The sequence below is a fragment of the Brevundimonas sp. AVps7 genome, assembly GCF_058681545.1.
The window spans coordinates 466,390-489,323 of sequence record NZ_CM178742.1 but is presented as its reverse complement, the minus strand read 5'-3'; the positions used below and the strand labels follow the sequence as shown (position 1 = coordinate 489,323).

The 22,934-nt window shown below is 68.5% G+C and carries 25 protein-coding genes; 6 read left to right on the top strand and 19 right to left on the bottom strand.

Annotated features, from left to right (window positions below; all coding sequences use genetic code 11):
* The first annotated feature begins 147 nt into the window (after window positions 1-147).
* Window positions 148-3,456 (top strand): PAS domain S-box protein, encoded by a 3,309-nt coding sequence (locus ACW17Y_RS02455; RefSeq protein WP_492037201.1) that lies wholly within the window; start codon window positions 148-150, stop codon window positions 3,454-3,456.
* Window positions 3,457-3,523: 67 nt separating this feature from the next.
* On the opposite strand, the gene ACW17Y_RS02450 is transcribed toward ACW17Y_RS02455, so the two are convergent.
* Together ACW17Y_RS02450 and ACW17Y_RS02445 are read right to left on the bottom strand one after the other, a co-directional pair.
* On the bottom strand, window positions 3,524-3,883 hold the full coding sequence (locus tag ACW17Y_RS02450) for a DUF6481 family protein (protein WP_492037200.1): 360 nt from the start codon (window positions 3,881-3,883) through the stop codon (window positions 3,524-3,526).
* 226 nt (window positions 3,884-4,109) lie between these two features.
* The gene (locus ACW17Y_RS02445; RefSeq protein ID WP_492037199.1) at window positions 4,110-4,292 is read right to left on the bottom strand and encodes a hypothetical protein; all 183 of its coding nucleotides are present in this window, start codon (window positions 4,290-4,292) and stop codon (window positions 4,110-4,112) included.
* A gap of 546 nt (window positions 4,293-4,838) precedes the next feature.
* Here ACW17Y_RS02445 and ACW17Y_RS02440 point away from each other — a divergent pair.
* Window positions 4,839-5,861, top strand: coding sequence for a cell wall hydrolase (locus ACW17Y_RS02440; protein ID WP_492037198.1), 1,023 nt, complete (start codon window positions 4,839-4,841; stop codon window positions 5,859-5,861).
* An 18-nt stretch (window positions 5,862-5,879) separates the two neighbouring features.
* On the opposite strand, the gene ACW17Y_RS02435 is transcribed toward ACW17Y_RS02440, so the two are convergent.
* The 6 genes from ACW17Y_RS02435 to nadA are packed head-to-tail and all read right to left on the bottom strand — an operon-like array spanning window position 5,880 to window position 10,571.
* Window positions 5,880-6,077 carry a hypothetical protein gene (locus ACW17Y_RS02435; protein WP_492037197.1) on the bottom strand — a complete coding sequence of 66 codons (198 nt, stop codon included), beginning with the start codon at window positions 6,075-6,077 and terminating at the stop codon, window positions 5,880-5,882.
* Window positions 6,078-6,129: 52 nt separating this feature from the next.
* Window positions 6,130-6,996 carry a carboxylating nicotinate-nucleotide diphosphorylase gene (gene nadC, locus ACW17Y_RS02430; protein ID WP_492037196.1) on the bottom strand — a complete coding sequence of 289 codons (867 nt, stop codon included), beginning with the start codon at window positions 6,994-6,996 and terminating at the stop codon, window positions 6,130-6,132.
* A complete protein-coding gene (locus ACW17Y_RS02425; protein WP_492037195.1) occupies window positions 6,993-8,501 on the bottom strand; it encodes an L-aspartate oxidase in 1,509 nt (502 codons plus the stop codon). The genes nadC and ACW17Y_RS02425 overlap by 4 nt, the downstream gene beginning before the upstream one ends.
* Window positions 8,498-9,340 (bottom strand): metalloprotease, encoded by an 843-nt coding sequence (locus ACW17Y_RS02420; RefSeq protein ID WP_492037194.1) that lies wholly within the window; start codon window positions 9,338-9,340, stop codon window positions 8,498-8,500. The genes ACW17Y_RS02425 and ACW17Y_RS02420 overlap by 4 nt, the downstream gene beginning before the upstream one ends.
* Complete coding sequence (locus tag ACW17Y_RS02415) at window positions 9,337-9,477, bottom strand: hypothetical protein (protein WP_492037193.1); 141 nt, start codon at window positions 9,475-9,477, stop codon at window positions 9,337-9,339. The genes ACW17Y_RS02420 and ACW17Y_RS02415 overlap by 4 nt, the downstream gene beginning before the upstream one ends.
* On the bottom strand, window positions 9,477-10,571 hold the full coding sequence (gene nadA, locus ACW17Y_RS02410) for a quinolinate synthase NadA (RefSeq protein ID WP_492037192.1): 1,095 nt from the start codon (window positions 10,569-10,571) through the stop codon (window positions 9,477-9,479). Before nadA ends, ACW17Y_RS02415 begins: the two co-directional genes overlap by 1 nt.
* A gap of 233 nt (window positions 10,572-10,804) precedes the next feature.
* On the opposite strand from nadA, the gene ilvA reads away from it, so the two are divergent.
* Window positions 10,805-12,328 (top strand): threonine ammonia-lyase, biosynthetic, encoded by a 1,524-nt coding sequence (gene ilvA / locus ACW17Y_RS02405; protein WP_492037191.1) that lies wholly within the window; start codon window positions 10,805-10,807, stop codon window positions 12,326-12,328.
* A gap of 129 nt (window positions 12,329-12,457) precedes the next feature.
* The gene (locus ACW17Y_RS02400) at window positions 12,458-14,908 is read left to right on the top strand and encodes a hybrid sensor histidine kinase/response regulator (RefSeq protein ID WP_492037190.1); all 2,451 of its coding nucleotides are present in this window, start codon (window positions 12,458-12,460) and stop codon (window positions 14,906-14,908) included.
* Here ACW17Y_RS02400 and ACW17Y_RS02395 read toward each other — a convergent pair.
* From ACW17Y_RS02395 to ACW17Y_RS02350, 10 genes are all read right to left on the bottom strand, one after another.
* The gene (locus ACW17Y_RS02395) at window positions 14,905-15,426 is read right to left on the bottom strand and encodes a methylated-DNA--[protein]-cysteine S-methyltransferase (RefSeq protein ID WP_492037189.1); all 522 of its coding nucleotides are present in this window, start codon (window positions 15,424-15,426) and stop codon (window positions 14,905-14,907) included. The two genes, ACW17Y_RS02400 and ACW17Y_RS02395, sit on opposite strands and share 4 nt — an antisense overlap.
* Complete coding sequence (locus ACW17Y_RS02390) at window positions 15,407-16,513, bottom strand: bifunctional transcriptional activator/DNA repair enzyme AdaA (protein WP_492037188.1); 1,107 nt, start codon at window positions 16,511-16,513, stop codon at window positions 15,407-15,409. The genes ACW17Y_RS02395 and ACW17Y_RS02390 overlap by 20 nt, the downstream gene beginning before the upstream one ends.
* Window positions 16,514-16,582: 69 nt before the next feature.
* Window positions 16,583-16,906, bottom strand: a complete 324-nt coding sequence (locus tag ACW17Y_RS02385; RefSeq protein WP_492037187.1) for a hypothetical protein — start codon at window positions 16,904-16,906, stop codon at window positions 16,583-16,585.
* Window positions 16,907-16,949: 43 nt separating this feature from the next.
* The gene (locus ACW17Y_RS02380; RefSeq protein WP_492037186.1) at window positions 16,950-18,101 is read right to left on the bottom strand and encodes a hypothetical protein; all 1,152 of its coding nucleotides are present in this window, start codon (window positions 18,099-18,101) and stop codon (window positions 16,950-16,952) included.
* 25 nt (window positions 18,102-18,126) lie between these two features.
* Window positions 18,127-18,426, bottom strand: a complete 300-nt coding sequence (locus tag ACW17Y_RS02375) for a PadR family transcriptional regulator (protein ID WP_492038230.1) — start codon at window positions 18,424-18,426, stop codon at window positions 18,127-18,129.
* Between the two features lie 184 nt (window positions 18,427-18,610).
* Window positions 18,611-18,820, bottom strand: a complete 210-nt coding sequence (locus ACW17Y_RS02370) for a helix-turn-helix transcriptional regulator (protein ID WP_492037185.1) — start codon at window positions 18,818-18,820, stop codon at window positions 18,611-18,613.
* Window positions 18,813-19,496 carry a hypothetical protein gene (locus ACW17Y_RS02365; protein WP_492037184.1) on the bottom strand — a complete coding sequence of 228 codons (684 nt, stop codon included), beginning with the start codon at window positions 19,494-19,496 and terminating at the stop codon, window positions 18,813-18,815. Before ACW17Y_RS02365 ends, ACW17Y_RS02370 begins: the two co-directional genes overlap by 8 nt.
* A gap of 74 nt (window positions 19,497-19,570) precedes the next feature.
* Window positions 19,571-20,080, bottom strand: coding sequence for a methylated-DNA--[protein]-cysteine S-methyltransferase (locus ACW17Y_RS02360; RefSeq protein ID WP_492037183.1), 510 nt, complete (start codon window positions 20,078-20,080; stop codon window positions 19,571-19,573).
* A complete protein-coding gene (locus tag ACW17Y_RS02355) occupies window positions 20,077-20,865 on the bottom strand; it encodes an isocitrate lyase/PEP mutase family protein (protein WP_492037182.1) in 789 nt (262 codons plus the stop codon). Before ACW17Y_RS02355 ends, ACW17Y_RS02360 begins: the two co-directional genes overlap by 4 nt.
* A gap of 90 nt (window positions 20,866-20,955) precedes the next feature.
* Entirely contained in the window at window positions 20,956-21,150 is a 195-nt protein-coding gene (locus tag ACW17Y_RS02350; RefSeq protein ID WP_492037181.1) for a hypothetical protein, read from the bottom strand.
* 71 nt (window positions 21,151-21,221) lie between these two features.
* Between ACW17Y_RS02350 and ACW17Y_RS02345 the strand changes: the two genes are divergently transcribed.
* Entirely contained in the window at window positions 21,222-21,512 is a 291-nt protein-coding gene (locus ACW17Y_RS02345) for an immunity protein CdiI family protein (protein WP_492037180.1), read from the top strand.
* A 67-nt stretch (window positions 21,513-21,579) separates the two neighbouring features.
* Complete coding sequence (locus ACW17Y_RS02340; protein ID WP_492037179.1) at window positions 21,580-22,473, top strand: hypothetical protein; 894 nt, start codon at window positions 21,580-21,582, stop codon at window positions 22,471-22,473.
* A 21-nt stretch (window positions 22,474-22,494) separates the two neighbouring features.
* Here ACW17Y_RS02340 and ACW17Y_RS02335 read toward each other — a convergent pair whose 3' ends face one another.
* The gene (locus ACW17Y_RS02335; RefSeq protein WP_492037178.1) at window positions 22,495-22,902 is read right to left on the bottom strand and encodes a hypothetical protein; all 408 of its coding nucleotides are present in this window, start codon (window positions 22,900-22,902) and stop codon (window positions 22,495-22,497) included.
* Between the last annotated feature and the right edge of the window lie 32 nt (window positions 22,903-22,934).

Below are 22,934 nucleotides of genomic sequence, written 5' to 3'. Positions count from 1 at the left end.
GTCTCTAATCGTTTGGGCAGGTAGGCATTCCACCCGCCTTCGCCAAGGCTTGAAGCCGGGGCGGGACGGGACTTGCCGGCCGTGGAACGCAGAGCAACGGAAAGCGTTGCCGTTTTTCGCGCAAGGGCGCGAGCCGGGGGTTATTGGTTGAGGTTCAAGACGTTGGTCGGTCGGATGCTGGAGCCGGACGTCGTCCTGGCCCGGCTGGCGCGTGCGCCCAGGCAGCCGTGGTGGCGAAACGCCCTGACCGGTCTGGCCTTCGCCGCCGCCGGACTGTTCGTGCGCTGGGCGGGCCAGGCCTTTTACGGCGAGGTCACCGGTTTCATCATCCTGTTGCCGGCGGTGATCCTCGCGGCCCTCACCGGCGGGCGGATCGCGGGACTGGTCGCCACGGCCGCCTGCCTTCTGGGCGGTTGGGTCATAGCCGGACCGACGGCATTGGGGTTCGGCATCGCGACACCCGCAGGCCGGGTCGCCACGGTCAATTTCATCATCGTCGGAGGGTTCGTCACCATCGTGGCCGCTTCCCTGCGCAAGAGCCTGGCCCGGCTCGGAGAGACGGTCGCCGAGCTCGAGATCTCACGGGACGCGCTAAGGCGGAAAGAGGCCGAATTGACCGCGATGGTCGATCAGGCCGCAGCCGGGATCGCCAAGGTCGGCCTTGATGGCGCGGTGATCAGCGCCAACGCCCGGTTCGCCGAATTGCTGGGCCACACCCAGGATTCGGTCGTCGGCCTGACGACGCGCGACGCCAGCCACCCCGACGACGTCCAGCCCACGATCGATCTGTTGTCCAATGTCCTCGCCGGCGGCGAAGGCGGTCAGCTGGAGAAGCGTTACATCCGCCCCGACGGCACGGTGGTCTGGGCCCTGACCAGCCTGCGAGCCCTGCGCGACGAGGATGGAAACCAGTCCGGCTACATCGCGGTCGCGGTCGACATCACCGACGCCAAGGCCGCCGAGGCGGCGCTGCGCGAGAGCGAGAGCCGCTTCCGCCTCATGGCCGACACCGCGCCCTCTCCAGTCTGGCTGACCAATGCCGAGGGCGAGGTGGAGTTCGTCAACGCAGCCCTGGTCGAGTTCTACGGAAAGCCCGGCGAGACCTTCATGGGCCACGCCTGGAAGGCCTCTATCCACCCCGACGACCTCGCCGACGTCAACGCCACCCAAGCCGAAGCGCGACCCCGCCTCCTGCCCTATACCTTCGAATGCCGGTTCCTGCGCCACGACGAGGTCTGGCGCTGGATGCGGGTGTCGGTGAACCCCCGGTTCGACGGCGACGGGGCGTTCCAGGGCTATGTCGGCCTGTCATTCGACGTCACCACGACCCGCGAGGCCCTCCACGCCCTGGCCCAGCAGGAACGCCGCCAGCGGTTCCTGCTGGAGCTGTCCGACGGCGTCCGCGATCTGAACGACCCCGACGACATCATGGACCACGTTCACAGCGTTTTGGGGCGGATGCTGTCCGCTTCGCGCGTGGGCTATGGCGAACTCAGAACCTCACGCGGCCGGTTCGAGATGAACCGGGACTGGACCGAGGGCGTGCCCAGCCTGGCCGGCTGGCACGACATCGCCGAGTTCGGGGGCGAGGTGAACCGCCAGTTGGCCGAAGGGCTGACGATCGTGGTCCACGACGTCGCCGAAGACACCCGCACCGCCCATGCCGTCGAGGCCTTCTCGAACCGTCAGGTCGGCGCCTTCATTACGGCTCCCGTTGTCCGGTCCGGCGTGCTGCGCGCCTTCCTGCATGTGAACACGACCGGGCCCCGACTGTGGACGGCGGCGGAGGTCAATCTGATTGAGGACGTCGCCGATCGCGCCTGGTCCGAGGTCGAACGCACTCGCGCCCAGGCGGAGGTGCTGGAAAGCGAGGCCCGCTTCCGCGATATCGCCGACACGGCGCCTGTCCTGATCTGGGTGACTCAGCAGGACCGCAGCCGCGCCTTCGTCAACCAGGCCTATGTCGAATACATGGGGGGCGACTACGAGAGCGTCCGCACCGCCGACTGGCGCAGCTACATCCATCCGGAGGACCAGGAGATGCTGGTCCGGGAGTCCATCGCGGGCGAGGCCACGGAACAGCCCTTCTCATTGGAAGCCCGATACCTTCACAACAGCGGCGAGTACCGGTGGCTGAAGTCGTTCTCGCGGCCGCGCTTCGGTCTCGGAGGCGAGGTGATCGGCTTCGTCGGCGTGGCCTTCGACGTCACCGACGCTCGCCGGGTCGAGCACGATCTGAAGCGGATCAATGAGCTGCTCGAAGACCGCGTCGGCGACGCCCTGGCGGAAAAGGCCAAGGCCGAGGCGGACCTGATGCACGCCCAGCGGATGGAGGCGGTCGGGCGCCTGACCGGCGGCGTGGCGCATGACTTCAACAACCTGCTGACCGTGGTCATCGGCGCGCTGGATCTGATTTTGAAGTCGCCGGAAGACGCCGCGCGTCGCCATAAGCTGGGCGAAGCCGCCCTGTCGGCCGCGCGGCGCGGCGAGCGACTGACGCACCAGCTCCTCGCTTTCTCAAGGCGTCAGGCCCTGCGCCCCGAGGCGATCGACATCAACGCCCTGATCCGCGAGAGCGACCCCCTGCTGCGTCGTGCCGTCGGAGAGGCGGTCACCTACAGGCTCAAGCTCCGTCGAGGCGGCGCTCGCGTCATCGTCGATCCAGCCCAGTTCGAAGCGGCCCTGCTGAACCTTATCGTCAACGCCCGCGACGCGGTGGCCGAGCGGGGCCAGACGGAGAGCGCCCGGATCACCGTCCAGACCCAGGCCTGCGAGGTGGAAGCCGGCGACGTCATTGACCTGGCTCCCGGCGACTATGTCTGCGTCACCGTCTCGGACACCGGCTCCGGCATGAACGAAGAGACCATGCGGCGGGTCTTCGAACCCTTCTTCACGACCAAGGCCGTCGGCAAGGGCACGGGCCTGGGTCTGAGCCAGGTTTATGGCTTCGCTCGCCAGAGCGGCGGCGGGGTGAAGATCACCTCCACGGTCGGCGAGGGCACGGAGATCCGCGTCTACCTCCCGCCGGCCCCCGCCGAGGAGACTGCGGCGGAGGCGCCACGCCGGGTGCTCGGGGCTGTGACGGCGGGCCAGACCCTGTTGCTGGTCGAGGACGACACGGGCGTGGCGGCTATCGCCATGGACCTGCTGAAGGGGATGGGACTTGAGGTCGAGACGGCGGAGACGGGCATCGAAGCCCTGGCTTTGCTGGAGAAAAGGCCGTTCGACGTCATGCTGAGCGACATCGTCATGCCGGGCGGCATGACCGGTGTCGAGCTGGCCCGGATCTGCGCCGGGCGTTGGCCGCAGATGTCGATCATGCTCACGTCAGGCTATGCGGGCGACGATGTCGACCTGGCCCTGACCGACGCGCCGTGGCCGTTCCTGCGCAAGCCCTACTCGGGCGAACAACTGCGTGAGGCGTTGGGCGACCTGCTGGTGACGACCGCCCCATAACGACTTCGGCCCGCCGCAGGATCGCGACGGGCCGAACAGTCTCTTCGAACGCGCGGGCGCCTGAAGTCTATTTGCGCGCCTTGCGGGCGGCGTAGCGGGCATCGCGCGCCGCCTTCTGCTCTTCCTTGGTGAGTTGCTTGCGCTCCTTGCGGGCTGCGCGCTTCTCGGCCTCGATGGCCTCCTCGGATTCACGTTCGGCGGCGGCGCGCTCGGCGTCGCGTTCGGCCTTGATGCGGCGCTCTTCGGCCTTCACGGCCTCGTGCTGGAGGCGCAGGGCCTCTTTTTCAGCCGCGCGCTTCTCGGCCAGCTTGTCGAATTCGGGGTCAGGCGCGGCGGCCTTGGGCTTGAACTTGGCCAGCAGGGCCTTCTTGGCCTCCTGCTGGGTGCTGATGCGGTCGCTGAAGCCCGTCTGTTTCAGATCTCTCATGCGGTCGGTCGGTCGTCCTTCGAGGGGTGGGCCCGTCGCCGGAGGGGCGAGGGCGGGGATCGCCACGGCGTCCGGGCGTCGGCAAAGCCGAAACGGAGCCGTAAATCAAGCGCGGAGGTCTCTTATTCGACGAACGGGGCCGTTCTTCGGCCAACCGTCGTCGCCGGGACGCACCTGCGAGGCGATCCCATACAGGCGTCGAAACTTCGCCGCCAGATATCGAGGATCAATCAGGGCGCGCGGCGCCCGCTGCGCCGCCCACGGCCGCGCCCACCGGGCCAGCCACCACAGCGCCGGCGATGGCGCCGGTCGCGGCCCGCTGTTCGGTGGTATGGCCACAGGCCGAAAGAGCGGTTGCGCCGAGGGCGATGGCGGCCAGTGCACAGGTGGTAGCGATGGAGCGGCGCATGGGATGAGTCCTGTTCGAGTAAGGTCACGCTTCAACGCCCGCCCCGCGACGCCGTTCCATGAACAACCAGAGCGACAGATCAGCGTCGATTTCCCGGCCTCCCGAATACAATAGAAATGCTGTGCTGAAGCAGGCTTCGCCACAGCGCGCCCATCGGCAAGTCTGAGTCGTGCAAACCGATACGGCATTCGGAACGAAAGCCGCTAGACTTTGCCGGTATTGGCGCGCACCGATCTTGGCGAAACCTGCGCCTTCGCCGTAATTGCTGCGCTGCAGCGACATCTTGCGAATCAACCACATTGAGGACATAAACGGGTGGCTTAAGGCCCATCCTTCGGCGGTCAGGCGTTCACCGACCTCCGATTCGCAAACCGGTCCGCGACTGCATATGTCGCCCGGTTCTGCAGACGACCCGGGGGCGACTTTTCCGCCCTGCTGAATAGGACGACGCCTTTGTTCCAATCCTCGCAACAGCGTGCGATTTCGCATGCCGACCGTGCGGCCAGAATCAGGCCCGTACAGGCGGCGGCGGCGTTTGGCGCGCTCGTGGGGTTGGGAATCGGTTGCGCCTATCTCGGAGGGACCGTCGCTCAGGCGACGACCGTCCGTGCCCAGGCCGAACGTCTGGAAGGCGCCACCGCCGCCGGCTTCACCGAGGAAGCGCTCGCCGCCGCTGCCGGCGGTCTGGACGCCAGCGCCCTGGCCATCGCCCGTCGCCACGACCCCTATACCGTCGCCGGCGCCGCCCAGCGCGATCGCCAGGCTGAACTGCTGACTGCGCGTCTGGAGCAACTTCGTCCTGACAACGCGCGAGCCGACCTGCGCCGCGTCAACCTGACCGACGTGTCTGCCGCCCGTCCGTTCCACATCTCGAATGCGCTGGACGCCTCGCGCGATCTCGAATGCCTGACCCAGGCCGCCTATTACGAGGCGCGGGGCGAGGGTTCGGACGGCATGCGCGCCGTGGTCCAGGTCGTCCTGAACCGCGCCCGGCACCCTTCCTTCCCGCGCAGCGTCTGCGGCGTGGTCTTCCAGGGATCGGGCCGCCGGGTCGGCTGCCAGTTCAGCTTCACCTGCGACGGTTCGATGCGTGCTCCGGTCAACCGCGCCGCCTGGAACCGGGCCCGCACGGTCGCCTCCGCCGCCCTGTCCGGCGCGGTCTATGCGGGCGTCGGCAACGCCACCTTCTTCCACACGACGGGCGTCTCGCCGTCATGGCGCAACAGCCTGCTGCGCGTCAGCCAGGTCGGCAGCCACATCTTCTATCGTTTCGGCGGTCGCGCCGGTTCGTCGAACGCCTTCAGCTACGCCGCGCGCGGCTCGACCGGGGCGGACATCCAGCGCACCGTCTACGCAGGGATCGACCCGACCGAGACCGTTCGTCAGGCCGGTCAGGCGATCGCCTATACCGCCCTGCTGGCCCAGGAATCCGGTTCCGGCTCTCCGGCGAGCTCGGCCGAGACTGCCGCTCCCGCAGCGACCGTCACATCCGCGCCTGCGACGCCCGCCTCGGCTTCGACCCAGCCGGCCGCTGCGGACTCCGCCGCGGTGAGCACGCCCCAGGCCTGATCGGCCTTTACGGCCCGGTCAGCGGTCCTGAACCTGCCAGTGATTGGTCAGGTTCTGCCTTAGACTTCCGTAGTGACCGTGGTCATCAGTGCCGACCCCGGAGTCGTCCGGTCGAACCGTGTGGATGCCGGGCCGGTCATGGCCATCCCACCGCAAGGCGCCATCCGCATCATAGTCGGCGAAGCTGCGTGATTCCCTGGGGGTCTTCGAGGTCATTGCGACGTCCTGCTGGTCCGGACAGACAACCCGCCGGCTGACGCCCCGTTCCTCAGAAAGCGTCGAGACCGATGTCCAGCACCGGCGCCGAATGGGTCAGGGTGCCCACGGAAATCACGTCCACCCCGGTCTCGGCGATGCCTCGAATGGTCGTCAGATTGACCCCGCCGGACGCTTCGAGAACCACGCGGCAGCCGCCGTCGCGCCGGCGCTTCACCGCCTCGGCCAGTTCCGCGTTGTCGAAGTTGTCGAGCATGATGACGTCCGGTCCCTGCCCTTCCGCGACGAGCGCGAGGGCCTGGTCGAACTGGGCCAGACCATCGACCTCAAGCTCGATCTTCATGAGGTGACCGGCCTGGGCGCGGGCAGCCTTCACGGCCTCGACGACCCCGCCGCAGACGACGACGTGGTTGTCCTTGATGAGGATGGCGTCATCCAGACCGAAGCGGTGATTGAGCCCGCCGCCGCAGCGCACGGCATGTTTTTCCAGCGCGCGGAGGCCCGGCGTGGTCTTCCTCGTATCGGCGATCCGCGCGACTGTTCCGGCGACAGCCTCGACATAGGCCCTCGTCAGGGTCGCCACGCCGCACATTCGGCCGAGCAGGTTGAGCGCCGTCCGTTCAGCCGACAGGAAGGCGCGGGCATCCGCCTCGACCTCGGCCAGGACCGCGCCCGCCCCGAAGGCGTCGCCGTCTTTCATTCGCAGGTCGATGGTGGCTTTCGGATCCATCTCCAGCACCGTCAGGCGAACACAGTCGATACCCGCCAGCACCCCTGACTTGCGCGCCGCGAACCGCGCCCGCATGCGCGCGCCCTCGGGGATGCAGGCCTGTGCCGTCACATCACCGGCGCGGCCCAGATCCTCGGCCAAGGCCATGCGGATGACGGGCAGGATCAATGTGTCGGGAAGTCCGCTCATGCCGCCGCCGTCTGCAGGATGTCGCGCCGCACGCGCGTGTGCACCGGCGTCGCCGCCGTATCGGGATAGTCCGAACGATAGTGTCCGCCCCGGCTTTCGTGCCGCGCCAGGGCCGCTTCAGCGATCAGCCGCGCCGCGACCAGGGCCGGCGGGGCGCCATGGGCCGACTCCAGCCGGTCGATCAGGTCGATCAGTCGCGTCAGGCCCGTCGCATCCCGCACCACGCCCGCGTCGGCGCTCATCGCCGCGCGCAGTTCGGCGTGGGCCGCTGCGGGCAGGTCATCGACCACCGCGCCGACGACCACCGGTCCTCTGACCGGGACCTGCTTCGCCGCCTCGCGCCCTGTCCGCCGCCCGAAGGCCGCGGCCTCCAGCAGGGAGTTGGACGCCAGACGGTTGGCGCCGTGCACGCCCGTCGCCGCGCATTCACCGACGGCGTAGAGACCTTCGAGCGACGTCCGCCCGTCCGGATCAGCCGCGATCCCGCCCATGTGATAATGGGCCGCCGCCGCCACAGGGATCGGGGTCAGGCGTGGGTCCAGGCCGGCCCGCATGCAGGCCGCGAACACGGCAGGAAATTCATGCGGGAAATGCTCGCCGATGGCTGAGCGCGCATCGAGGAAGGCGCCGCGTCCGGCCGCCCGCGCGGCATGGACCGCCCGCGCCACCACATCCCTCGCCTTCAGGTCCGCGTCGTCGGCATCGCCCAGCAGGAAGACGCCCTCCCTGTCGATCAGCCGCGCGCCCTCGCCCCGCAGCGCCTCGGTCGCCAGGGGCATGGGGTCGAGGCCGACGTCGATGGCCGTGGGGTGGAACTGCACGAACTCCGGATCGAGGATTTCGGCCCCCGCCGCCCAGGCCAGGGCCATGCCCTCGCCCTTCAGCGCCACCGGGGTGGTCGTCGCGCCAAACAGGCCGCCTGCGCCACCGGTCGCCAGTACGACGGCGGGCGCCAGAACCTCGACGATCCGGCCGCTGGGATGTTCGATCACCGCTCCACGCACGCGCCCGGTCTCGTCCTGGATCAACGACCGCAGTCGTGCGTCCTCCCAGACGGTGATGTGCGGCGCGGCCCGCACGGACGCGACCAGCGCCGACAGGATCGCCCGGCCCGCGCCGTCGCCCCCGACCCGCGCGACCCGCGCCATCGAATGAGCCGCCTCAAGACTGACGGAAAACTCGCCGGCGGCGTCCCGGTCGAACGGCGCGCCGAGCGAGGCCAGCCATTCGACGGTGGCCTTGCCTTCGTCGGTCAGGACCTCCGCCGCGTGATGGTCGACCAGACCCGCGCCCGCCGCCTCGGTATCCTTCAGATGCAGGGCCGGATTGTCGGTCTTCGACAGGGCGGCCGCCACTCCGCCCTGGGCCCAGGCGCTGGACGCGGCCTCGAGCAGGGGGGCGGGGCTGATGACGATCACGGGCGCCGGCGCGGCCGACAGGGCGGCCGACAGTCCGGCAAGACCGCCGCCGACGATCAGCGGGCCGTCGTGGTAGATGCGGCTCACCGGTCGAAGCCGATGAAGCGGGCGGCGATGTCGACGGCGCCCTGCGGTGAACCTTCCGACAACGGCAGAAGGACGCCGATGGTCGCGGCTCCGCAAACGGCGGCGGTCAGAAGGAACAGGACCAGCGACTTGCCAGCCTCGGGCCAGGTCAGCTTCTTCTCCCCCGGTCGCCAGGCGCCGCGCCTCAGTGAACCGAGAACCGCGATGGCGAGGAAGACCGCGAGGATATAGCGGCCGGTCGACACGCCCCACCACACGGCCAGGGCTCCCATGGCGATCAGGGCGGCCTTCTCGACCATCGGATCGATGCGGGCCAGCACCGGGCCAAGCGCCTTGGAGCCGTCCAGCGGCGGGGCGGGCGCGAGGTTCACGAAGTTGATCATGGCGATGAAGAAGGCGCCCAGCATCCAGGCGTCGTCGCCCGTCACGATCCAGAGGCCGACGACGGGGATCAGGGCCAGAAGGCCGAATGCCGGACCCGCCAGCGACACCAGCACGCCGTGCCACTCGCTGTCGGGATTACGCTGTCCCCGCGCGAGACCGCCGAGGAAGGGGATGATGTAGATTTTCGCCGGCCCCATGCCGAGCCGGTTCATTGCCAGCACATGACCGTACTCGTGCACGAACAGGCCGAAGATGGCGGCGACGGCGACGACCCAGCTGCCGCTCATGAGCCACAGGAAGCCGCCGAGCAGCACCGTCGAACCGATGGCCCACGGCAGGCTCTGGCCCTTGTCGATGACGGGGGCGCCGGGGCTGGAGGGCGGGACGGCCGTCGTCGTTTGGACGGGCGGCGTCGGCGCGGAACCGTCGCGTGATCCCCAGGGACCGTCGGTCACCTTGCCGCCTTCGGGCCGGCGAGCAGACTGGCCAGCCATCCGGTCGTGCGCGGCTCGTGAACCGGTTCGGGTTTCGGTTTGATCGGCAGCACGACGAATCCGCCGAACCCGCGCGAATGAGGCGCCTGGTAGTGCATCAGATCAGTTCCACCGCGACGTGGTGCTTCGCCTTGACCAGGTCGTAGCGCGCCGGGACCGCGGGCGGCGGCAGGTCGATCATCCGCTGCACGGCAAGGGCCGCTTTCGCGATCATCTCCTCCGGCACGGTGACCTCGAACTTCATGTCGCGCAGACAGTCGCGGATGTTCTCCAGCGTAATCCTCTTCATGTAGGGGCACATGTTGCACGGGCCGATGAAGTTCACCTCTGGCACGTCGCCCTTGATGTTGGCGGCCATCGAGCATTCGGTGATCAGCACCACCTGTTTCGGCTTTTTCGACATCACATAGTCGGTCATCGCCGCCGTTGATCCGGCGAAGTCGGCGGCGGCCAGCACGTCCTCGGGGCATTCGGGGTGGGCCAGTATCTGGGCGCCCGGATAGGCCTCGCGCATCTCGGCGATGTCGGCGGCATTGAACCGCTCATGCACGATGCAGCGGCCCTTCCAGGCGATGATGCCGATGTTGGTCTGTGCCGCCACATTGCGGGCCAGGAACTCGTCCGGGATCAGGATGACGCGGTCGACGCCCCATTCCTTCGCTGCCCATTCCACCACCTGAACGGCATTGGCGGAGGTGCAGCAGATGTCGGTCTCGGCCTTCACATCGGCCGTGGTGTTCACATAGGTAACGACCGGCAAGCCCGGATATTTCTGCTTGATGAGCCGCACGTCGGCGCCCGTGATCGCCTCGGCCAGCGAGCATCCCGCCTTCAGGTCGGGGATCAGCACGGTCTTGTCGGGGCTGAGGATTTTCGAGGTTTCGGCCATGAAGTGAACGCCCGCCTGGACGATCACACTGGCCTTTGACTTCGCGGCCTCTTTCGCGAGCCCCAGACTGTCGCCGACATAGTCGCCCACACCGTGGAAGATGTCGGGCGTCATATAGTTGTGGGCGAGGATGACGGCGTCCCGCTCCTTCTTGAGCAGGTTGATCTCATGGATCAGCTGCGCCTGGACCGGCCATTCCATCGGGGTGACGAACTCCTTGACCTTCTCCCAGACGGGAGCGGTCTCGGCGGCCAGTTCCGGCGACATGGCCAGCGGCTGGGCGGCGTGCGCCATCGACGTCATCTCCTCGGCGATCCCGGTCGCCTCACCCTTATGCTCAACATTAGCATAAGTGCGGGTAAGATAGGCCTGTGACGGGGGGATGCAAGAGGCGGGACGGTCAAATGTCGAGCCTTCGAGGCTCCCGGGGCGACCTCGGCGAGGCGGGGCGAGAAGACGATTTCGGAGGACTTTCTGTCTCAAATCTCTATTGCAGAGGTAACTTCCTCCCAACTTCGCTCGCCTGACGCCTCCCCATGCAAGAAACTCTCCGCCGCATCCTCACCGCTCGCGTCTATGACGTGGCGATCGAGACGCCGCTCGACCCGCTCCCACGCCTGGCCGTGCGCCTGGGCCGACCAGTGCTGCAGAAGCGCGAGGACCTGCAGCCGATCTTCTCCTTCAAGATCCGGGGCGCCTACAACAAGATCGCGACCCTCACGCCGGAGCAGCTGGCGCGCGGCGTGATCTGCGCCTCGGCCGGCAACCATGCCCAGGGCGTCGCCTTCTCGGCAAGGAAACGCGGCGCGGTCGCGACCATCGTCATGCCGGTCACCACCCCGCCCATCAAGGTGGCGGCGGTGCGCGCACTCGGCGGGAACGTGGTCCTGCACGGCGACGCCTTCGACGAGGCCTTCGCAGAGGCCCGGCGCCGCGCGGACGAGACCGGCGCCGTCTTCATCCACCCCTTCGACGATCCCGACGTCATCGCCGGTCAGGGCACGGTGGGGCTCGAGATCACACGCCAGCATTCCGAGCCCATCGCCGCCATCTTCGTACCCATCGGCGGCGGCGGTCTGGCGGCCGGGGTGGCGGCCATCGTGAAGTTCCTGCGCCCCGGCACGAAGGTCATCGGAGTGGAACCGATCGACGCAGCCTCGATGAAGGCCGCGATCGAGGCCGGAAAGGTGGTGACGCTGGATCAGGTCGGCCTGTTCTGCGACGGCGTCGCCGTGCGGCGTGCGGGCGAGGAGACCTTCCGCCTGTGCAAGGACCTGCTGGACGAGATCGTCACCGTCGACAACGACGCCATCTGCGCCGCCATCAAGGACATCTTCGACGACAGCCGCGCCGTCGCCGAACCCTCCGGAGCCCTGGCGCTAGCGGGCCTCAAGGCCTGGGCCGCCGCCCATCCCGAGACGACCGGGGACGGCGCCCTGATCGCCGTCAACTCCGGTTCCAACGTCAATTTCGACCGGTTGCGTCACATCGCCGAACGGGCCGAAATCGGCGAAGGGACCGAGGCCCTGCTGGCCGTCGCCATGGCCGACGATCGTGCGGTCTACAGCCGCTTCCTCAGCGCGCTCGACGGCCGTTCGGTGACCGAATTCAACTATCGATGGTCGGGCGAGGGTCGGGCCCACATCTTCGTGGGGGTCGCCATCAAACAGGGGCCGCACGAGAAGGACGACCTGATCGCGACGCTCCGTTCCGACGGCTATTCGGTCGAGGACATGAGCGACAACGAAACGGCCAAGCTGCATGTCCGGCACATGGTCGGCGGTCGCGCTACCGGCCTGCCTCACGAACGGATCCTGCGCTTCGAGTTCCCCGAACGGCCGGGCGCCTTCCTGCGGTTCCTCAACAGTCTGAAGCCTGCCTGGGCGCTGACGTTGTTCCACTATCGCAACCACGGCGACGACGTCGGACGGGTGCTGGCGGGGATTTCCGTGCCGCCCGCGGAACAGGACGCACTGGCGGCGGCGCTCGCCGGTCTGGGCTATCCCTATGTCGACGAGACGGACAATCCGGCCAGTCGACTGTTCCTCGACGGTACGTAGAAGCCCACTGCCTGGCGCTAAAGCTTGGGAAACACCTTTGCGCCACATTGAGGCGTGTCCTCCAGTCGCGTTCCCGCATTTCTGAAAGCGTTGTTGCTCGGCCTGGCCGTGTTGATGGCAGCGCCATCATTGGTCGCAGCCAAGGATCCGACGCATCGCGACCCGATGACACTGGCCGCCGCCGTGGAGCGCCGGGCCGGCGCCACGACTTTCGCCCAGCTCGAAGCCTTTGGTCAGGCGGCCCTGCGCACGCCCGGCCGCGAGGGGCTGAACCGGCTCTATCACGTGGTCTGGACTACGCTGAACCAGGGCGATTTCGAGAGCGCGACACGGTGGAACCTGCAACTCGCCGCAGCCGCCGGGCGGCAGGCTGATGCGCGCTATGCGAAGATCGCCCATCTGAACGCCCTGACCATCCGCTACGACACGGGCGAAGACGCCGCCGCGGTCGAAATGGAAGCAATCGCCCGGACGGAATCAGACTGGTTCGTCCGGGCCCACGCCACCCGCATCCACGCCCTGGCCCTGATGGACCGGGACCGCCTGGGCGAAGGGCTGAACCTGCTCAGCGAAGCCATGAGCCTGGTTCCCGAGAACGACGCCTTCGCCGACACGGCGCGAGCGGGCCTGTGGGAGATGACCGGCATCGGTCTGATGAAGCTGAACGACATCCGCGGCGCCACAAACGCCTTCGGTCGTTTTGAGCTCGACTACAGTAATCCGGCCTATCCTCGACCCGACTTCGACGCTGTCTACAACCTGGCCCGTATGGCGGTTCAGGTCGGCGACCAGCCCCTGGCCGAGCGACTGTTCGCCGTCCACCACCGGCTGGCGACGCGCGCGCGGGTGGAGAGCCTGGCCGTCTATGACGCCAACCTGTGCGCCATGGTGGCGCAGGGCGCCGACGATCCGTCCCGACTGCTGCGCTGCGTCGAATCCTATGGCGAGAGCCTTGGCGCAGCCGAGTTCCTGGCGCCCCACATCCTTCCGCTCCGCGCCATGGCCCGGGCCCGCACCGGCGACGTCGCCGGCGCCCGCCGCGACGTCGCCGAGATTCGTCGCCGCCAGGCCGCCGGCGAGTTCCGCGAGGAAGGCGTCTCCCAGGTCCTTCATGCCGAGGCCGAACTTCTTCAGGCCCAGGGCCGCTCGCGCGAAGCCTTCGAGCTGCTTCGCCGACACTCCGAGGAGGAGACCCTTCAGGCGTCGCGCAGGTTCAGCGAAGGCATCGGCCAGGTCACTTCGGAGATGCAGTCCCAGTTGCATGAACGTCGTCAGCAACTGGAGACCGCCCGCGCCAACACCGAACTCCAGGCCGAGATGATCCAGGGCCAGCGCTGGGTCGTGGGCATAGGCGTCGTCGTTCTCCTGCTCGTCGCCGTCCTGCTGTTCCATCAATGGCGGATGACCGGCCACCTGCGTCTGGCCCGCAGTCGTGCCGAGGGCGCCAACCGTGCGAAGTCAGAGTTCCTCGCCAATATGAGCCACGAGATCCGCACGCCGCTGAACGGAGTCGTGGCCATGGCCGACGCCCTGTCGCGCCGACAACTCGATGATGCGGAACACGAGATGGTCGAGATCATCCGCTCCTCCGGCGTGACGCTGGAACGCCTGCTCTCCGACATCCTAGACAGCGCCAAGATCGAGGCCGGGCAGGTCACGATCGAGGCCGCGCCATTCGCTCTCGGTCACGCCGTGAAGGACATAGCCGCCCTGTGGAGCTCCAGGGTCGAGGGCGGCCCCGTCGCCCTGGTCGTCGAGCTCGACCCGCTGCTGGATCGGATGGTCGTCGGCGACGTGGTGCGCGTGCGCCAGATCCTCGCCAACCTCGTATCCAACGCCCTGAAATTCACCAGCGCCGGCGCCGTGACCCTGAGCGTCGAACCGGTCGCAGACGACCGCGTGCGCTTCACCGTCACCGACACCGGAGTCGGCTTCGACGCGGAACAGAAGGCGCGCATCTTCACCCGCTTCCAGCAGGCAGACGGCTCGATTACCCGGCGGTTCGGCGGCACGGGCCTGGGCCTCGCCATCTCCCGCGACCTGGCCGAACTGATGGGCGGGGAACTGGATTGCGAGTCGACGCCGGGAGCGGGCTCGCGCTTCTGGTTCGAACTGCCCCTGCCGGCCGCCATGATCGAGGAGACGGTCGCCGGCGCGACCGACGACACCTCGCCGGAGGGCTTGCGCATCCTGCTGGCCGACGACCACCCGGCCAACCGCAAGGTCATCGAGGTGCTTCTGGCTCCGACCGAAGCCACCCTGATCGCAGTGGAGAACGGCCAGGAGGCGCTCGACGCCTTTGCCGGAGGCGGCTTCGACCTGATCCTGATGGACATGCAGATGCCGGTCATGGACGGCCTGACAGCCACCGCCGCCATCCGCGCCCTGGAGGCCGAGCGCGGCCTCGCCCGCACGCCGCTGCTCATGCTGACCGCCAACGCCATGGCCGAGCATGTCGAGGCGGGTCGCACCGCCGGCGCGGACGGCCACCTGGCCAAACCTGTCACGACCCAGACCCTGTTCGCCGCTATCGGCGCCGCGCTGGACGCGGGCGACGCCGGGGAAGTCCGGGCCGCCTAGATCCCCGCGCCTTCGTGGGCCAGCAGCCAGCGTTTGCGCTCCAGCCCCCCGGCATAGCCCGTCAGGGTCCCGTTCGCCCCGATCACCCGGTGGCAGGGCACGATGACTGCGATCGGGTTCTGACCGTTCGCCAGCCCCGCCGCCCGCACCGCCCTGGGCGATCCGATCGCCGCCGCGAGCTGGCCATAGCTGCGCGTCTCGCCCGCCGGAATGGCCCTGAGCGCGGCCCAGACCGAGCGCTGGAACTCCGTGCCCCCGGTCTTCACCTTGAGTCCGTCCAGCGCCCGCGGGGCTCCGGCGAAATAGGCCTCGACCGCTTTGCGCACCGGCTCCGGCGCCCGGCCGGGAATCAGGTCCGCATGTGGCGCATGGCGGCCCAGCAACCGCATCATGCGCGGCTCATAGTCCGAAAAGTCGAGCGCCCGAACGGCGCCGTCCGCGTCGGTCACCAGCAGCACCTCGCCGACCGGAGTCGCGATACGGTCCAGGGTCAGGGTCTCAGGCTGCGCGTTTTTCACTGTCGTTCTCCATCAGATCGGCCGCCGTCAGCCCCGCCATCCGCAGGTGCAGCGCGCCATAGGCCCGCCAGGGCCGCCACCGCTCCGCCCTGTCCGCAAGCGTCGCATCGTTCAGTCGATCACTGGGCGCATCCTCGCCCGCATCAATCCAGTCGCCCGGCAGCCGCAGGCCCGGCCGCGCCTCGACCAGAGGCTCGAGCACCAGGTCAGCGGACAGGTCACGGCCGATCGCCTCCGGGTCTGCAGACAGGTCGAACACCCGCCGCACCCGCGCCAGCAAGCCCGGCAGAGCCCTCAGGTCGCTGGCCTCGACGCAGATTTCCAGTCGGCCGGGCTTTCCCGGCGTCGCCGTGATGAAGCCGTCAGCGCCGTCGACACCCCTGACCAGATCGCGCGACCAGGTCCGGCCCTCGACCCGATCTCCGCGCGCCGTCAGCGCCGCGAGCATCGCCTCCCAGTCATAGGGCGGCCGGTAGGACAGGCTGAGTTTCACGCCTTCGCTCGGCGGTCGTTCGGCCCGGCGTCTCAGCTCCGAGGGCGGGCGGCGGTACAGGGCCTGAAAGGTCTCGTTGAACCGCCGCACCGAGCCGAAGCCCGAGGCATGGGCCACCTGGGCCATCGACAGGTCGGTCTCGTGGATCAGGGCCTTGGCCAGCAGGACGCGACGCGTCTGGGCCACGCTGACGGGGGCTGCGCCGAGGTGCTGGCGGAACAGCCGCCGCAGTTGCCGCTCTCCGACTCCCAGCCGTCCGGCCAGGGCGTCGACATCGGCTTCGTCCAGCGCGCCAGCCTCGATCAGGGCCAGAGCCCGGCTGACGGTATTCGATGTGCCGCGCCACGCCCCCATGTCGGGCGCCGTCTCCGGCCGGCAGCGTAGACAGGCGCGGAAGCCCGCCTCCTCGGCCGCGGCCGCCGTAAGGACGAAGATCATGTTCTCGCGCCGGGGCGTCCGCGCCGGACAGACCGGACGGCAGTAGATACCCGTCGTCTTCACGCAGCCGAAGAACCGCCCGTCGAACCGGGCGTCTCGCGTCAGGACGGCCCGGTAGCAGGCTTCCTGTTCGAGGGTTTCGGCGGTCGTTTCCATGCCGCGAAGATGGGCCTTCCCCGTGGGGAAGTCTCGCGGTTTTCGGACATCGCCGTCAGGAGCGGCCGGTTATTGAGGGGTGGGGGTCAGGGCGGCTTCTGGTGGCGGAGCGATACCGGTCTGGGCCCGATCCATAAAATCCTGCGCCTGGTTTCGGGCGGTCTGCGCCTGGCTGCGGGTCCGGCAGCGGCGGTGGTTGAAGAGGCTCCCGGTCACGGGACGCCTCTGGCAGATCACCTCACGGGGAGGATCGCTGGCGCGTGTGTTTGCGCCGCTCCCTTCGATCCCGCTGTCGGCCAGGGCCTGGGTGGTCTGGGGCGCGGGGGTGATCGGCGCGGCGGCCTGAGGCGTCGTTCCCGCGATCAGAGCCGCCGTTATCAGTGCAGTCCACATCGCAAAACCCTCCCGCCCGTCCTTGGGCCGGAACAGCCTCTCATCAACCGGCGCTGGACGCAACGTCCGGTCGCACGGCCCGCCAGGCATTGGTCGCGATCTTGAAGACCAGGCTGACCGCGATGATGGCCAGGACCCAGGTCATGATCAGCGACAGGGTCGACGTCACCCCGACCAGATCCCGTTGCCTGTCGCGCAGATCATGCAGCCGGTCGAAGTCCAGCAGCACCCAGTCACCCGCGATCCGCGCCTGTTCGACGCCGACGCTCAGGGTGAACCAGTGACCGGCCTGAAAGATCGTGTACGTCAGCCACAGGCCGACAGCGGCGACCACGATCGCCAGCACAGCCCGCATCCGCGCCGCCTGCGGCCGGATCAGGGTGAACAGGTCGACCCCCATCTGGCCCAGGCCGTAGAGCAGGACCGGCACGAAGAGCGCGGCCCAGATCGGCGCCGCCGAGATCGTGACCAGGTCGCCCTCGATCCGCATCGCCTTCAGGCCGGGGAAGTGCACCAGCCCCACCCACCACAGGACGAACAGTCCGACGGCCAAGAAGGAGAAGGCCGCCTCGGACCCGAAATCGCGGCGGCCCCGCATCGACGGCGTTCGCCACATCGGCCGCAGGCCCGCTTCCGCCCCCGCTCCGACCTTGCCGCCCGCACTCTTCACGCTGGCGCCCCACCACGACGGATCGGACAGGCCGAAGGCCGACAGATCCTTGACCCGCCAGTCGGTCAGCCATTTCGGGCGGATGGCATGGTGCTCCATGATCGCCCCGGCCAGGGTCAGCGCCCCGATCAGGGTCAGGCCGGATCCGAAAAAGCCGTGAAACGACTGGGCGATGTCCTTGCCTGCGTCCGCCGTGCCGCTGATCAGCCGGATAAAAAGGCCGATGCCGGAAACGACCAACAGGATCAAAAGCCCCGCCTTCACCCCGTACAGCCAGTAGGGGAACAGCTCGGGTCCGATCAGTGAATCCGGCCCCTTCCGGTAGCGGGCGGCGACCACCAGCGGGTGACCGATTTCCTTCAGTATGGCCTCGCGCTCCTCGTCGGTCAGCGGCCGGCCCAGCGCCTCTTCCTTCGCCTCAGCGCGGCTCAGGATCAGGTCGCGCAATTCGGCGACGATGTCGTCGCGTTCCTCCACCGACAGCTGCGCCGCGACGGCCTCCAGATAGCGTTCCACCATGTCCATGGTCTTGCCCCTCAATCTTGAAATGTCAGAGAATCTTGTCGAGCGAGGCGTTGATGCCCCGCCATTCGCCGGCGAGCCGCTCCAGCATCGCCGTCCCCATCGGCGACAGGACATAGAAGCGCTTCCTGCGCTTCTCCTCCTCGCGCCATTCGCTCAGCAGCAGCCCCTGCGACTCCAGCCGGCGGAGCAGCGGATAGAGGGTCGATTCCTCCATCTCCAGCCCGTCGGCGGCCAGGGCCTGACGCAGGGTGTAGCCGTAGCGTTCGGTCCGCAGGCAGGCGAGCACCGCCAGCACCAGCGACCCGCGCCGCAGCTCCAGCCGCATGCTTTCGAAGAGTTCGGCGTCGATGGTCACGCAGTCCGTCCTTCACGTCACATAGTGTGTGATACACAGTGTATGAGACATACTGTGTGAGGGAGTCAATCCCGACGCGCCGCCTGCTGTCCCGGACGCAATAAGGGCCCGCCTGCGGCGGACCCTCTGAAGAGCGTATTCGGTGTTCGTCCCGCTAGTCCGTCAGGAAGAACAATCCCTCGACGGTCGTCCCCAAGGCGCGCGCCAGCTCCAGCGCGAGCAGGGTCGAGGGCACGAAGACCCCGTTCTCGACCGTGTTGATCGTCTTGCGCGACACCCCGGCCCGCTCGGCCAGCTCCGCCTGGGTCAGGCCGGCGGCCGTGCGGACTTCCTTGAGGCGAGACCCCAGCCGGGCGTCACCCATCCTTGCCGAACTCCCGGTCCAGCCACGCGAAGCGAATGCCGGCCGTCGCGCCGGCCGCCGACAGAACGAATGGCATGGCCGCGATCCCCAGCTCCGGTCGCCAAAGCCCCAGTCCGAACGCGAGGGTCGCGCCGAGCATCAGGACCAGGAAGGCCGCTCCGATCGCACGCGCCCTGAGCACAGCGGTGAGCTCGTCTTCCAGAAATCGCTTGTTCGCGCGCGTCTGGTGGTCCCAGCCCATTGTGATCGCGGCGACGAGCCAGGCGTAGATGACCGGCAGGGAGGCGCTTGCGAAATCGCCGAACGAGCCCTCTCCTTCGAGGATATCCTGCACCGCCAGCGTCGACTGGACGAGGAAGAGCAGGGTCACGATCGGGAAGATCCACAATTGACGCACCCGCTGCGCCTGCAGCCGGTCGCGCTTCAGGGGCTCGGTCTCGATGCGCCAGCCGTTGGCGCCCGGCCGCAGGATCCAGGCGAGGATGGCGCCGCCGAGGGCGAGGCCGAAGCCGACCCCGGCCAACACGCCCCAGCCCGTCGCCTCGTCGCCCGTCCGCGCCCCGCCAATGGCGAAACCGAAGCCCGACATCATTGCGCCCAGCACGATGGTCACCAAGGCGCTGGCGAACTTGGTGCGCCGCGCCCGCGCTTCCTTGCGCATTTCCCTGTCGTCCATGGCCGTCATCTCCGCCTCCGCTTCATGTCACCTTGGGGTTACATATCACCTATAGGTTACACGACGTCAAGCGGTCAGATCAGCAGCGCGCCCTCGTGCCGCAGCAGCCAGGTCTTGCGCTCCAGCCCGCCGCCGAACCCGACCATCGCGCCGTCCGCGCCCACGACCCGATGACAGGCCAGCACCAACGGGATGGGATTTCGATTCAGAGCCACGCCCGCCGCCTGGGCCGCGCCCGGCTCTCCGACCCGCCGCGCCATCTCGCCATAGGACATTGTCTGGCCGACCGGCGCCTCCCACAAGGCGCGCCAGACCCGGGCCTGAAACCCTTCGCCCGCGACCGCCCCGTCGAGCGACCAGTCGATGCGCATCAGGGCGTTCAGGTCCCCGGCAAAATAGTCAGCCAAGGCGGCGACCACCGCGTCGGGCGTCTCGCCCGCCTCCATCGCGACGCCGGGGTACTCGCGCGCCATCGCCCGCTTCAGCCCCTCGCCGAAGGACACGCCCCTCAACCGCCCGGCCTCGTCGACCGCGAGCGCAAGCACCCCGATCGGCGAGGCCAACTCGGACGTGATCAGTCTCACGGCTTCATCAGGGCGTTCAGCGCCCCGTAGTCGAACGCCTCGGCCGCCTGCGGCCTGGAATCCCCGCCCGCCAGGAAGCCGCGCGTCAGCCGGTCCGCCGTTCCATAGGCCGCCGCCGAGATGTTCGACCCGGCGCTCAGCCGCCGCACGCCCAGCGCCTCCAGCCCCTTCGCGTCCGGCAGGGTCGGCCGCGCCAGAAGGTTCAGAGGCAGGCCGAGACCGACCAGCACCTTGATCGTCTCCGCGTCGGTCACGCCGGGCATGAACAGGCCATCGGCCCCGGCTGCCTCGTAGAGGGCCGCCCGCCGCACCGCCTCCTCCAGCCGCCCCTCGACCGCTCCGATCCCGCGCAGCCACAGATCGCAACGCGCATTGATGAACAGACCCGGACCGACCGCCGCGCGCACGGCCGCGATCTTGTCGGCCAACAGTTCGGCCGTATCGGCGCCGTCCTCGATATTGATGCCGACGGCGCCCGTCTCCCAGGTCCGGCGCACGAAGCCCGCGGCCTCCTTCGGATCGTCGGAGAAGCCGCCCTCGATGTCCGCGCTGACCGGCGTGTCGCCCGCGACCCGAACCATCCGCGCCAGGGCGCCCATGAGCTCGGCCTCGGGCGGCTGGGTCGCGTCCGGCCAACCCAGCGACCAGGCCACGCCTGCGCTGGTCGTCGCCACCGCCCTGGCTCCCGCAGCGATCGACAGGGCTGTCGAGGCCGCGTCCCAGGCGTTGGGCAGGATCAGCAGGCCGGAGCCGTGCAGAGCGCGGAAAGTCTCGGAAGCCGACATCGATGATCTCCTTTTGTTCCTGCAAACATGGCTCGCTTTGCCGGTGGAGTCTCGCGGGAATCGGACAGCGTCACCGCCGGCGGAGCGCCCCTATTTGTGCGTCCAGGGCCGGTTGGCGCCGGGCGTCACCCCGGCCGCCTGTTCGCGCTGGAACCGCCCGCCCCGCGGCGGCTTGGGACGGGCGTCCAGCTTCGCCTTCTTGAGCCGAAGGGCCTTCTGCGCCGGCGTCTCTCCAGCGGGTTCGTCGGTCGCGGGCGCTTCTGTCTCGTCAGGCTGATCGGTCATGCCCGGATCCTAGCACGCGTGCGGCCACGGCGCCCGTCGCATCGCGGCGTCAACGAGGCTAGCGTTGCTCCATGACCGCGCGCCGCATCCGCCTTGCCCCCGAATACGGCTGCTGGCCGACCTGGGACGAGACCGGCGACTGCCTCGATCCCGCCGACCTGCCGATCCCGAAGGACCTCGTCGACCGCATCGCCCGCTGGGACGATGCCTTCCAGGCCACCCTCGACCAGACTTATCCGCCGGACAGCCGATTCCCCGACGCCCCAGCGGAAGCCGCCTGGCGCGCCGAGGGCGACGCCATCTTCGCCGCACTGTGTGAAGCCATCGGTCCCGGCCGCGTCACGCGCCGCGATCCCGTCTGATCGCAACCTTAACCGCCGCACGCCGTTCTGCTGACCGTAGACAGGCGAAACCGCCGGAGAGCACCCCATGAATTCGATCAAGACCTTCACGGCCCTCGCGGCCGGCGCCGTCGTTCTCTCGATGGCCCCTCTGGCCCAGGCTCAGACGCCCTATGGCCAGTCGAACTCGCAGCAGACGACAGGCCAGGAAGTCTTCGGCCAGATCCTGCAGAACCTGTTCGGCGCGCAGACCACGGGTTCTATTGACACCGAATTGAGCCGAGGCCGCCGCGCCCTCGGCGCCCAGCAGGCGACCTTCAACACCCGCCTCGACGCCCAGGTCCGCTCCGGCGCCCTGTCGTCCTGGTCTGCCGACCGCATCCGCACGGACTATGACGCCCTGGTCCAACTCGAGGCCCGCTACGGCCAGGACGGACGCTTCACGACCCAGGAGCGCCAGGACCTGACCACCCGCTACAACGCCCTGACCTCGGCACTGGAAGACGGCGGCTACGGCGATGACATCGGCGGCTATCAGTCGGCTGCCGACGGCCGCGCGGACTTCGACGCCCGTGTCACCGCTGCGGTCAACGCCCGCACCCTGACCCGCACGGAGGCCACCCGCCTGCGCAGCGACTACGCCGCCATCGTCTCTGTCGAGGCCGGCTTCCAGCGTGACGGCCTTAGCGCCCGCGAGCGTCAGAATATCGAGGCCCGCCTCGACGCCATCGACGCCCGCGTTCCGGGCGGCAACGCCGGCAACGGCGGCGGCTGGCAGCAGACGCCGCGCGACCGCCTGACCGCCATCGAACGGGCCCTCTACACTCTGCCGCGCGGCCAGCAGGACGCTATCCGCGTCCAGTTCGAGGACCTCACCCGGCTGGAGGCCGCCTACTCGCGCACCCGTCCGTCCAGCGACGACACCACCTATCTGGAACGCCGGATCGGCGAACTGGAAGTTCAGGCGCGCATCCGCCGCTAGGCTGACAATCGTCTGGAGGGACTACTCGATCGAACAGGTCCAGGTGTCCCTCCAGCCGCTCGGACTGCCATAGCTGATCTCGATGAAGGGCTCCCCGTCGGAGCCCATGAGGTAGCGGCTTTCCACGACGGTGTACCCGTCAGGCACGCCGACAAACCCGGCGGGAAAGTTCAGCGTCTCCTGGGTCCGGCTGTAAGGCGAGAAGCGACCGCCCGAAAACCCGGAGTACCGGTTCCCCCGGATCGTCACGGCCCCCAGGGTCATCAGCATTCCGCCCGAGTTGTAGCTGCACAGATACTCCCCGTCGGGCAGACCCCCTGCCCCGGAGCCTGATTCAGACGCTGCCTGGTTCGCCCCCGGGCCGTCATCGCCGCCGCCACACCCGGCGAGCGCCAGCGCTGCGACCATGGCCGTCGTTGCGATTCTCATCGTGATCTTCTCCCTGATGAAACGGGATCAGA

What these genes read in the sequence shown, in the direction of transcription:
- ACW17Y_RS02450 (WP_492037200.1), bottom strand. Translation starts at nt 3,883, where the DNA reads ATGAGAGATCTGAAACAGACGGGCTTCAGCGACCGCATCAGCACCCAG.
- ACW17Y_RS02445 (WP_492037199.1), bottom strand. Translation starts at nt 4,292, where the DNA reads ATGCGCCGCTCCATCGCTACCACCTGTGCACTGGCCGCCATCGCCCTC.
- ACW17Y_RS02435 (WP_492037197.1), bottom strand. Translation starts at nt 6,077, where the DNA reads ATGACCTCGAAGACCCCCAGGGAATCACGCAGCTTCGCCGACTATGAT.
- nadC (WP_492037196.1), bottom strand. Translation starts at nt 6,996, where the DNA reads ATGAGCGGACTTCCCGACACATTGATCCTGCCCGTCATCCGCATGGCC.
- ACW17Y_RS02415 (WP_492037193.1), bottom strand. Translation starts at nt 9,477, where the DNA reads ATGCACTACCAGGCGCCTCATTCGCGCGGGTTCGGCGGATTCGTCGTG.
- nadA (WP_492037192.1), bottom strand. Translation starts at nt 10,571, where the DNA reads ATGACGTCGATGGCGCACGCCGCCCAGCCGCTGGCCATGTCGCCGGAA.
- ilvA (WP_492037191.1), top strand. Translation starts at nt 10,805, where the DNA reads ATGCAAGAAACTCTCCGCCGCATCCTCACCGCTCGCGTCTATGACGTG.
- ACW17Y_RS02390 (WP_492037188.1), bottom strand. Translation starts at nt 16,513, where the DNA reads ATGGAAACGACCGCCGAAACCCTCGAACAGGAAGCCTGCTACCGGGCC.
- ACW17Y_RS02385 (WP_492037187.1), bottom strand. Translation starts at nt 16,906, where the DNA reads ATGTGGACTGCACTGATAACGGCGGCTCTGATCGCGGGAACGACGCCT.
- ACW17Y_RS02380 (WP_492037186.1), bottom strand. Translation starts at nt 18,101, where the DNA reads ATGGACATGGTGGAACGCTATCTGGAGGCCGTCGCGGCGCAGCTGTCG.
- ACW17Y_RS02375 (WP_492038230.1), bottom strand. Translation starts at nt 18,426, where the DNA reads ATGCGGCTGGAGCTGCGGCGCGGGTCGCTGGTGCTGGCGGTGCTCGCC.
- ACW17Y_RS02370 (WP_492037185.1), bottom strand. Translation starts at nt 18,820, where the DNA reads ATGGGTGACGCCCGGCTGGGGTCTCGCCTCAAGGAAGTCCGCACGGCC.
- ACW17Y_RS02365 (WP_492037184.1), bottom strand. Translation starts at nt 19,496, where the DNA reads ATGGACGACAGGGAAATGCGCAAGGAAGCGCGGGCGCGGCGCACCAAG.
- ACW17Y_RS02355 (WP_492037182.1), bottom strand. Translation starts at nt 20,865, where the DNA reads ATGTCGGCTTCCGAGACTTTCCGCGCTCTGCACGGCTCCGGCCTGCTG.
- ACW17Y_RS02350 (WP_492037181.1), bottom strand. Translation starts at nt 21,150, where the DNA reads ATGACCGATCAGCCTGACGAGACAGAAGCGCCCGCGACCGACGAACCC.
- ACW17Y_RS02345 (WP_492037180.1), top strand. Translation starts at nt 21,222, where the DNA reads ATGACCGCGCGCCGCATCCGCCTTGCCCCCGAATACGGCTGCTGGCCG.
- ACW17Y_RS02340 (WP_492037179.1), top strand. Translation starts at nt 21,580, where the DNA reads ATGAATTCGATCAAGACCTTCACGGCCCTCGCGGCCGGCGCCGTCGTT.
- ACW17Y_RS02335 (WP_492037178.1), bottom strand. Translation starts at nt 22,902, where the DNA reads ATGAGAATCGCAACGACGGCCATGGTCGCAGCGCTGGCGCTCGCCGGG.